This window comes from Limnohabitans sp. TS-CS-82 (genome assembly GCF_002943475.1).
The window spans coordinates 252,304-262,288 of record NZ_PTQX01000007.1 but is presented as its reverse complement, the minus strand read 5'-3'; the positions used below and the strand labels follow the sequence as shown (position 1 = coordinate 262,288).

8 protein-coding genes and 1 pseudogene are annotated in these 9,985 nt (G+C 52.3%); 4 read left to right on the top strand and 5 right to left on the bottom strand.

Annotated elements, in window-relative coordinates:
* Positions 1 to 694 (top strand): annotated as a pseudogene (locus C5F52_RS15870) (IS21 family transposase); the annotation flags it as partial.
* The gene (gene istB, locus C5F52_RS15865; RefSeq protein ID WP_104799331.1) at positions 684 to 1,463 is read left to right on the top strand and encodes an IS21-like element helper ATPase IstB; all 780 of its coding nucleotides are present in this window, start codon (positions 684 to 686) and stop codon (positions 1,461 to 1,463) included. The pseudogene C5F52_RS15870 and the gene istB, both read left to right, overlap by 11 nt.
* Before the next feature lie 596 nt (positions 1,464 to 2,059).
* Here the strand turns inward: istB and C5F52_RS15855 are convergent.
* Entirely contained in the window at positions 2,060 to 2,650 is a 591-nt protein-coding gene (locus C5F52_RS15855; RefSeq protein WP_146100097.1) for a hypothetical protein, read from the bottom strand.
* Positions 2,651 to 2,659: 9 nt separating this feature from the next.
* Here C5F52_RS15855 and C5F52_RS30420 point away from each other — a divergent pair, with 9 nt between their 5' ends.
* Complete coding sequence (locus tag C5F52_RS30420; protein WP_104799328.1) at positions 2,660 to 2,926, top strand: helix-turn-helix domain-containing protein; 267 nt, start codon at positions 2,660 to 2,662, stop codon at positions 2,924 to 2,926.
* Between the two features lie 104 nt (positions 2,927 to 3,030).
* On the opposite strand, the gene aceA is transcribed toward C5F52_RS30420, so the two are convergent.
* Positions 3,031 to 4,362, bottom strand: coding sequence for an isocitrate lyase (gene aceA / locus C5F52_RS15845; RefSeq protein ID WP_104799327.1), 1,332 nt, complete (start codon positions 4,360 to 4,362; stop codon positions 3,031 to 3,033).
* Between the two features lie 440 nt (positions 4,363 to 4,802).
* On the opposite strand from aceA, the gene C5F52_RS15840 reads away from it, so the two are divergent.
* Positions 4,803 to 5,369, top strand: coding sequence for an SWIB/MDM2 domain-containing protein (locus C5F52_RS15840; RefSeq protein WP_104799326.1), 567 nt, complete (start codon positions 4,803 to 4,805; stop codon positions 5,367 to 5,369).
* A gap of 66 nt (positions 5,370 to 5,435) precedes the next feature.
* Here the strand turns inward: C5F52_RS15840 and C5F52_RS15835 are convergent, their stop codons facing one another.
* From C5F52_RS15835 to moaE, 3 genes are all read right to left on the bottom strand, one after another.
* Complete coding sequence (locus tag C5F52_RS15835) at positions 5,436 to 6,644, bottom strand: MFS transporter (RefSeq protein WP_104799325.1); 1,209 nt, start codon at positions 6,642 to 6,644, stop codon at positions 5,436 to 5,438.
* Between the two features lie 93 nt (positions 6,645 to 6,737).
* Complete coding sequence (gene clpB / locus C5F52_RS15830) at positions 6,738 to 9,341, bottom strand: ATP-dependent chaperone ClpB (protein WP_104799324.1); 2,604 nt, start codon at positions 9,339 to 9,341, stop codon at positions 6,738 to 6,740.
* 158 nt (positions 9,342 to 9,499) lie between these two features.
* Positions 9,500 to 9,982 (bottom strand): molybdopterin synthase catalytic subunit MoaE, encoded by a 483-nt coding sequence (moaE, locus tag C5F52_RS15825; protein ID WP_104799323.1) that lies wholly within the window; start codon positions 9,980 to 9,982, stop codon positions 9,500 to 9,502.
* Between the last annotated feature and the right edge of the window lie 3 nt (positions 9,983 to 9,985).

Genomic DNA, 9,985 nt, shown 5'->3' with positions numbered 1-9,985 from the left:
TTGCATAGAACTCTGGTCTGAGTTGCGTCATCCGCAGCGACGCGAGTTCACGATTCGAGAGCTGTGGGAGCAAGAGCGTGGCACGCTCATGGCGGCGCCTTCGGCGTTTGACGGATTTGTGGAGCACACCAAGCGCGTATCGCCCACGTGCTTGGTTCATTTCGATCGCAACCGCTACAGCGTGCCAGCTACGTTTGCCAATCGGCCCATTAGTTTGCGTGTGTACGCCGATCGCTTAGTGATGGCGACTGAGGGGCAAGAGATTGCGCAGCATGAGCGCTACTTCGATCGGCGTCACGATGGAGGCAAGACCATTTATGACTGGCGACATTACTTGGCAGTGCTGCAAAGAAAACCTGGGGCACTTCGAAACGGCGCTCCGTTCCTAGAGTTGCCAGAAGGGTTCAAACGCTTGCAAGCGTTGCTAGGCAAACGCGTGGGTGGTGACCGCGAGATGGTGGAGATCTTGTCGTTGGTCATGCATCACGACGAGCAAGCCGTCTTGGCTGCTGTTGAGTTGGCGCTGGAGTCTGGGATGCCAAGCAAGTTGCACATCCTCAACTTGCTGGGTCGTTTGACAGATGTTGCGCCTCCTGCACCAGCACACACACCACGCCATCTGGCGCTAAGCGTTGAGCCACAAGCCAACGTCATTCGATACGACAACTTAAGAGAGGTACGCCATGCAGCCTAATGCAATGATTCAAACACTGAAAACTCTGAAGCTCCACGGTATGGCACAGGCTGTGGGAGAGCTGGCATCGCAAGGCTCACCGGCGTATCAGGGGGCTGAAGGGATCTTGGATAGCTTGTTAAAAGCTGAAGTTGCTGAGCGTGAAGTGCGCTCGGTCAGCTACCAAGTGAAGGTGGCAAAGTTCCCGACGTATCGGGACCTGTCTGGGTTTGACTTCAGCCAGAGTGCTGTTAACGAGGCTCAAATCCGAACGCTTCATAAAGGTTTGTTTGTTGAGAACGCTGAGAACGTGGTGCTCATTGGTGGGCCAGGAACAGGCAAGACGCATTTAGCGACAGCTATTGGTGTTCAAGCCATCATGCACATGCAACGGCGGGTGAGGTTCTTCTCGACGGCGGAGTTGGTGAATGCGCTGGAGATGGAAAAGAGCGCTGGCAAGCATGGGCAAATAGCCAACCGTTTAGGGATGGTTGATTTGGTGATCTTGGATGAGCTGGGGTATTTGCCGTTCAGCCAAGCTGGTGGGGCGTTGCTATTTCATTTGCTGAGTCGTTTGTACGAGCGCACCAGCGTGATCATCACGACGAACTTGAGCTTCTCGGAGTGGTCAGCGGTATTTGGTGACCCGAAGATGACGACAGCACTGTTGGACCGGTTAACGCATCACTGCCACATCGTTGAGACGGGAAACGAAAGCTACCGGTTCAGGAACAGTTCGACTCAAAGCAACAAGGAGGGAAAACAGAGAAAATCAAAACAGGAGCTCTAAAAAGCTTAAATCGGGTGGGTCAATATTCGATGCAAATCCTGGGTCAGATTTGGATGCAATTCAACACACATAGACCAACTCGTACCAGTCGGAGTGCTCCTGGACAACCTCAGGGGTTGATCCAATGAACGGCTCTAACTGGGCATAGCAGTCATCTGGTTCGACCACAATGATGTGGATCAGCTTGTCCAACTGGTAATCGTCGTACTCACTCAACCGATCTATGTGTCCTGCAATGAGTTCACGTAATTCGGGATCTGTGATCGACTTAGGTGCATCCTCAATAGACGCGGCCTCTCTCAATAGCCTCATGGGCTGTTCTCCTTTCTAGGGACGAAAAAAAGCCCCACTAGGGGGCAACGATTCAGGTCATCAGTTGTTCAACCCCCTAGGGGTCTACCGAACTGACGATCTGAAAAACTGGGGTGGTACAGACGCAAAAAAGCCCCTAGGGTCGAAACCGAAGGGGCGCTAGGAAATAGCGGTATTTAGTGCACTAAGCTTGATCGAAAATAGACAGGCTTCTATGCACTATCAAGCAAAAAAAGGACAACCACAAACTCTTTTTAAATCACTGCTGTCATGGCATTTCCACACTACTTAACAACAGACAAAACCGCTTTGATGTAAGCGCCTGATATTCGAAAAGTTTCTTCCCCGCCCTTGCCGCTTATCTTGAAGAACAGTCCAGAGTCTTTATTTCTCTCAAGATAGTCACGTGTCACCTGCAAACCTAAGTCCTCTTGGTAAGCGCATGTACCGCCACTGCATGTAATCACATCACGCGAAATAACATTTACTTCCAAAGAATTCCCATTAGAGTCGTGTGCTTGGTTGTAGTGCCGCCAACCACCTTTGTAAAAATCGGACACGTATATTTGGAAGGTCACCTGGTTATCTTTATCGTGCTTCCAAGCCCTAATCAGCAATGTCTCGCGTATATCTTCTGCTGCATCTGGCCCTGTGTATCGCGTCAATTTTTTGAAGTCATCGCGAGTGACAGCGATAGCACTACTCACGGCTTGAGGATCATTCAAATTTAGTTTTGGTCTCGTAGCCATACACGCAGACAAGGCTAGAGGCAACGCAAGCATCAATATCCACTTTTTCATTTTGATGATTCCTTTGTAGGTTGCAAAATTATCACCAATTTTGCCGCATATATACGGAAATACTGACAACAACACAGACGAACCTTGCTCAACTTATTGGGCAAGCATTTGGAACCAGATCAGGCATTCGGACAAGCATTACGCAATCTACGTACTAAGCGAAAGTGGAGTCAAACAGACTTGGCGCTTCGAGCCGATGCTGACCGTAACTACATCTCATTAATAGAGCTCGGACGCAACAGCCCAAGCGTTCGCATGGTTTTTCGTCTATGCGACGCCCTAGATATCGCCCCATCAGATCTGATTAAAGATGTGGAGAGACGGATTGCGCTACAGAAGAAGGCTTCTTGACCGCCTAAAACAGAAAAAACCACCCAACGCTTTCACGCTGAGTGGTCTCAAACCTTATTCAAACCAAGAGACAGCCCTTTCAGGCAATCTCTCAATTGAAGTGCTTAGTGAAACTGTTCTTCTTCAGTAGAACCTGTCAAAGCCTTCACAGAAGATGAGCCGCCTTGGATCACAGTAGTCACGTCGTCGAAGTAGCCTGCGCCCACTTCTTGTTGGTGTGACACGAAGGTGTAACCCTTGTCACGTGCCGCGAACTCAGGCTCTTGCACCATGTTGACGTAGTGCTTCATGCCTTCGCCGTTGGCGTAAGCGTGTGCAAACTGGAAGGTGTTGTACCAGTTGATGTGGATACCAGCCAAGGTGATGAACTGGTACTTGTAGCCCAATGCTGACAAGTCTTCTTGGAACGAAGCGATTTGGCTGTCGTTGAGGTTCTTCTTCCAGTTGAAAGAAGGTGAGCAGTTGTAAGACAACAGCTTGCCCGGGCATGCAGCGTGCACAGCTTGTGCGAATTCACGAGCGAAGCCGATGTCTGGCACGCCTGTTTCGCACCACACCAAGTCAGCGTAAGGCGCGTAGGCGACGCCGCGGCTGATGGCTTGCTCCAAACCGTTTTTGACGCGGTAGAAACCTTCTTGTGTGCGCTCACCAGTCAAGAAAGGCTTGTCGTTGGCGTCATGATCAGAAGTGATCAAGTTGGCAGCTTCAGCATCGGTACGGGCCAACACGATGGTGGATGTACCCATGACGTCAGCTGCGAAACGTGCAGAGATCAATTTCTCGCAAGCTTCTTGTGTTGGCACCAACACTTTGCCACCCATGTGACCGCATTTCTTCACAGCAGCCAATTGGTCTTCGAAGTGAACGCCAGCAGCACCTGAGGCAATCATGTTCTTCATCAATTCGAAAGCGTTCAACACGCCACCGAAACCGGCTTCAGCGTCAGCCACGATGGGCAAAAAGTAGTCGATGAATTCTTTGTCGCCTGGGTTGATGCCACGGCCCCATTGAATTTCGTCAGCACGTTTGAATGTGTTGTTGATGCGGCGAACCATGGTGGGCACAGAGTCGTACGCGTAGAGCGATTGGTCTGGGTACATGGTCTCGGATGTGTTGCCGTCAGCAGCGACTTGCCAGCCTGACAAGTACACAGCTTCCAAGCCCGCTTTGGCTTGTTGCATGGCTTGGCCAGCAGAGATCGCGCCGAATGCGTTGACGTAGCCTTTCTTGGCACCGCCGTTGACTTTTTCCCAGAGCTTTTCTGCACCGCGCTTGGCGAGTGTGTGCTCGATAGGCATGCTGCCGCGCAAACGCACGACGTCAGCAGCAGAGTAACCACGCTTCACGCCTTTCCAGCGTGGGTTGGTCGCCCAGTCTTTTTCGAGGGCTGCGATTTGTTGTTCGCGGCTGAGTTGTTCGTTCAGTGATTGAGGCATGGTTCGCTCCAGAAAGTTAAGTGGTTATCGATGGATCGACTATAAGTCTTATAGAAGACTTGGTTCGCGTCTTATGTCTTATATAAGAATTTATTTTTATTCAATCAAATCAATACGTTATTGAACTTATTCTGCAATGTGGAACTTGATTTCTCATACCAAGAAAAAATATTGCACCGCAACATATCTATGTATTGCAATATGAAATGATTTTTCAAATATGAGCAAGCGCGACAGCACAGTCCTGATTCAGAACATGCGTCGCAGGCACAGACACAGACACACTGGGCATGTCATGACAACCCTCGCAAAAAACAACATCCTCCAATGAAAAAGTTGTTTTTAGCTTGGAAAGACGTGCGTTCTCAATTAGCATCCGCATTGCTCTAGAGCGATATCTCTAAGGCTTGCAAACAAAAACTTCTAGAAGGAAATCAACCATGGCAACTGCAAAAAAAGCTCCGGCTAAAAAAGTGGCAGCAAAGAAAGCTGCTCCAGCTAAAAAAGTAGCAGCGAAAAAAGCTGCACCTGCTAAAAAAGTAGCGGCTAAGAAGCCTGCCGCTAAAAAAGCATCTCCAGCAAAAAAAGTCGTTGCAGCAAAAAAGCCAGCAGCTAAAAAAGTAGTTGCTAAAAAAGCCCCAGCGAAGAAAGCTGCCCCCGCTAAAAAACCAGTAGCCAAAAAAGTTGCTGCTAAAAAAGTTGTCGCCAAGAAAGCCCCAGCTAAAAAAGCTGCGGCCAAAAAAGCACCTGCAAAGAAGCGCACGCCCAATGCTGCGTTCATGAAAGCCCTCACACCTAGCGCCGCATTGGCTGCTGTGATCGGTAACACTGCAGTGCCACGCACTGAAGTCGTGAGCAAGATGTGGACCTACATCAAGAAGCACGGCCTGCAAGACAAAGTCAACAAGCGCAACATCAACGCTGACGACAAGCTCAAGCAAGTGTTTGGCAAAGCCCAAGTCACCATGTTTGAATTGGCTGGCTTGATCGGCAAGCACCTGAAGTAATTCGGTTTTGCTGAAACAAAAAAGGGACCATCAGGTCCCTTTTTTTATTGCATGACCAGTTGGCTGCTACGCATGCACAGTTCTGCGCCCCACACCCAAGGCCACCACCACGCTGAGCAGCAACACAAAGGCAGCGCCTAGCAAGGTAGCGCCGTACCAGCCGTGATCCATGAAGACGCCAAAGATGAGCGGTGAGATGGCAAAGCCAACATCTAAGCCCGAATACACAATGCCGTAAACACGGCCTGTCGCACCCTTGGGAGTCGCCTTCTTGATCATCATGTCGCGCGATGGCCCACCCACACCAATCGCCAAACCTGTGACAGCCAAAATCGTCATCGTGGCTGTGGCTTCAAACATGCCGCTGCCACACAAAGCCATGAACAAGGCTGCGACGGTCATGCAGCCGGCCACCACTTTGTCGCTGAGACGCGGCCAACGTGCCGCCACAAATCCACCAACAAACATGCCAACTGCAGCACACAGCATGTATGCGGTGAGCGTGAAGGTGGCCGCTTCAAACGTCACGCTGTGCATGGCTTGCAAAATAGATACAGCAAAGCTTTGTACAACAGCCAATGTCATCGTAGACAACAAGAAGAAACCGAAGCACCACCAAACGACGGGAATTTTTAAGAAGGCCAGTGTGCTCACGCCATTGGCATCTTGTTTGTGGTCAACCACATCGGCATTCAAAAAATCGCGCTGCCAAAGGAGCAACACCAAAATTGCAAAGAACAAAAATGCGGCCCCCACATAAGCGGTACGCCAATCAAATGCAGCACTCAAGCCGACCATAAAAACGGGCGCCAACGCCCATCCCAAATTACCGGTCAACCCGTGTGCGCTAAAGGCATAACCCAACCGTGGCGCAGAAACCTTCTGATTCAGGATGGTGAAGTCAACCGGATGAAATGCGCAATTGCCGAGCCCCAAAAAAGCGGCGCCTAGCATCAAGCCCCAATAGCTTTGCGCCACAGCCACAGTGAGCGCGCCCAAAGCCAACACCACCAATGAGCCAAACAAAATAGGACGCGCGCCAAAACGATCCACCACAAATCCGGCAGAAGCTTGCCCAATGCCTGAGACAACGAAAAAAACCGTCATCAAAAAACCCAGCTCCGAGTAACTCAGACCAAAGGTGCTCATGAACACCGGAAACATGAGCGGCAACAACAGGTGTGAAAAGTGCGAACTGGCGTGTGCAATGCCAACCAAACCAATGACAGCCGCGTCATCGCGCCAAGGGTTGGAAACGGGGTTCAAAGTGGTCATAAAAAAAGCGCAGCTGAGAGAATGCAAGCATCCTAACTGCTGCGCTTGATGAGCGCGGTCGACTGAGGGACAAGCCCCCTCACCTATCTAGGGTCAAACCTCGGCCTTGGTGAAGGCGAATTCACCCGGCGCACGCACAGGGTCGACGTTGACTGCAATCGTGTCTTTGGGCAAGAACTTGCCCTCCAACAACAACTTCGACAACGGGTTCTCAATGCGTTGCTGAATGGCGCGCTTCAAAGGACGTGCACCAAACACAGGGTCAAAGCCCACCTTCGCCAACTCAGCCAAAGCCGCAGGCGACACATCCAAGGTCAAATCCATCTTGGTCAAGCGGCTTGCCAAAATCTTGAGCTGAATGCCCGCGATGCTGGCGATGTGCTCGGCATCCAAAGCGTGGAACACCACGGTCTCGTCAATACGGTTCAAGAACTCAGGACGGAAATGCGACTTGAGTTCATCCCACACCGCATCTTTGATGTCTTGCGGGTCTTGCCCCACCATGCTTTGGATGATGGGCGAGCCGATGTTAGACGTCATCACGATGACGGTGTTTTTAAAGTCCACCGTGCGGCCTTGGCCATCGGTCAAGCGGCCATCGTCGAGCACTTGCAACAAGATGTTGAACACATCAGGATGTGCCTTTTCCACCTCGTCCAGCAACAATACGCTGTAGGGGTTGCGACGCACGGCTTCGGTCAAATAGCCGCCCTCGTCGTAGCCCACATAGCCGGGGGGCGCACCCACCAGGCGACTCACAGAATGTTTCTCCATGAACTCGCTCATGTCGATGCGAATCATGTGGTCTTCACTGTCAAACAAGAAGCCGGCCAAAGCCTTGCACAGCTCAGTTTTACCCACACCGGTTGGGCCAAGGAACAAGAACGAGCCTGTCGGACGATTGGGGTCACCCAAACCAGCACGCGAGCGGCGAATGGCGTTGGCCACCGCGGTGATGGCCTCTTCTTGCCCCACCACGCGGTCGTGCAACTTGTCTTCCATTTGCAAGAGCTTGTCGCGCTCGCCTTGCATCAGCTTGGACACAGGAATACCTGTGGCACGCGCCACAACTTCGGCAATTTCTTCTGCCCCCACTTGCGTGCGCAGCAAGCGGTTACCGCCTGCCGCATTGGCCTTGCCGCTTTCGCGCGCGTTGGCTTCTTTCATGCGCTTTTCAAGCTCGGGTAATTTGCCGTATTGCAACTCGGCCACTTTGTTGAACTCGCCCTTGCGCGTGAGCTCTTCAATTTGATGGCGCAAACGGTCAATCTCTTCTTTGAGTTGCGCACCGCCGTGGGCAGATGATTTTTCGGCCTTCCAAATTTCATCAAGGTCAGCGTACTCTTTGCCAATCTTTTCAATTTCCTCTTCGAGCAACTCCATGCGCTTCTTAGACGCTTCGTCTTTTTCTTTGCGCACAGCTTCGCGCTCAATCTTGAGCTGAATCAGGCGACGGTCGAGTTTGTCCATCACCTCGGGCTTGGAGTCGATTTCAATTTTGATTTTGGCGGCTGCCTCGTCGATCAAATCAATGGCCTTGTCGGGCAAGAAGCGATCGGTGATGTAGCGGTGACTCAACTCGGCCGCCGCAACGATGGCGGGGTCGGTAATCTCCACGCCATGGTGCACTTCATACTTCTCTTGCAAGCCACGCAAAATCGCAATCGTGGCTTCGACGGTGGGTTCGCCCACGATGATTTTTTGGAAACGACGCTCTAAAGCCGCATCTTTTTCGATGTACTTGCGGTATTCGTCCAAGGTGGTGGCGCCCACGCAGTGCAGCTCGCCACGCGCCAAGGCGGGCTTGAGCATGTTGCCCGCATCCATCGCACCATCGGCCTTGCCAGCGCCCACCATGGTGTGCAGCTCATCGATGAACACAATGGTTTGGCCTTCGTCTTGTGCCAACTCTTTGAGCACGCTTTTCAGACGCTCTTCAAACTCGCCGCGGTATTTCGCACCGGCCAACAAAGCAGCCATGTCCAGCGACAACACACGTTTGCCTTTGAGCGAATCGGGCACCTCACCTGCCACGATGCGTTGGGCCAAGCCCTCCACAATCGCGGTCTTGCCCACACCTGGCTCACCGATGAGCACAGGGTTGTTTTTGCTGCGACGCTGCAACACTTGAATGGCACGGCGAATTTCGTCGTCACGGCCAATCACAGGGTCGAGCTTGCCTTGACGCGCACGCTCGGTCAAATCCATGCAGTATTTTTTGAGCGACTCACGCTGGCCTTCACTCTCAGCGTTGTCCACTTTTTGGCCGCCGCGCACGGCCGTGACCGCCGCCTCTAAAGACTTGCGGCTCAAGCCGTTTTGCGTGGCGAGCTTGCCCCAGTTGCCTTTGTTGTCGCACAGGGCGAGCAAGAACAATTCACTGGCCACAAACTGGTCGCCACGTTTGATGGCTTCTTTTTCTGCAGCTTGAATCAAGGACACGGTGTCGCGCCCCACTTGCACCTGGTCTTGACCTTCGACCTTGGGTAAGCGGTTCATCGCATCTTCGGCAGACGACAAGAGGCCTGACACATTGGCGCCCGCGCGTTGCAACAGCGACTTGGGGCCATCGTCTTGGCGCAGCATGGCGACCAGCACGTGGGAAGGTTCGATGTAGGCGTGGTCGTTGCCAAGCGCCAAGCTTTGGGCATCGCCTAAGGCTTCTTGAAATTTGGTGGTGAGTTTGTCGACGCGCATAAAAACTCCGAAGCGAAATGTTGAATTACCCAATACCTGAGGCTGCCAAGCCTTATTTCAAGAGCAATCAGGTCTTATGTATTTGACCTGCATCAAACACCGCAGTGCTCGCCTCTGGCGGCTGAATGCGCGCGTGCCACACAAGTGCAGTGCTTGGGTTATTGGGAAAGCGTATTGCTGGCTTGGATGCCCCAGCGGGCCAAGGCTTGGTCGTCACTCACACGGGCATCGACCCAGCGTGCGCCTTCGGGCGTGACTTCTTTTTTCCAAAATGGCGCTTGGGTTTTGAGGTAGTCCATCAAAAACTCGCAAGCCTTGAAGCTCTCGCCGCGGTGGGCAGAGGTCACCGCCACGAAGACGATTTGATCTTCTGGGTGCAACAAACCCACGCGGTGGATCACACGCGCAGCAAAGATGTCAAAGCGTTTCTTGGCTTCGTCCATCATGGCCGAGATGGACTTCTCGGTCATGCCGGGGTAATGCTCTAGCTCCATGCTGGCGACCGAGCTGCCGTCATTGCGCTCGCGCACTGTACCTAAAAACGAGCACACCGCCCCCACCCGCGCATCGCCCGTACGCAAGGCGGCAAGCTCTTGGCTCACATCAAAGTCTTGGGTTTGGATGCTGACGGTGAATGACATGGC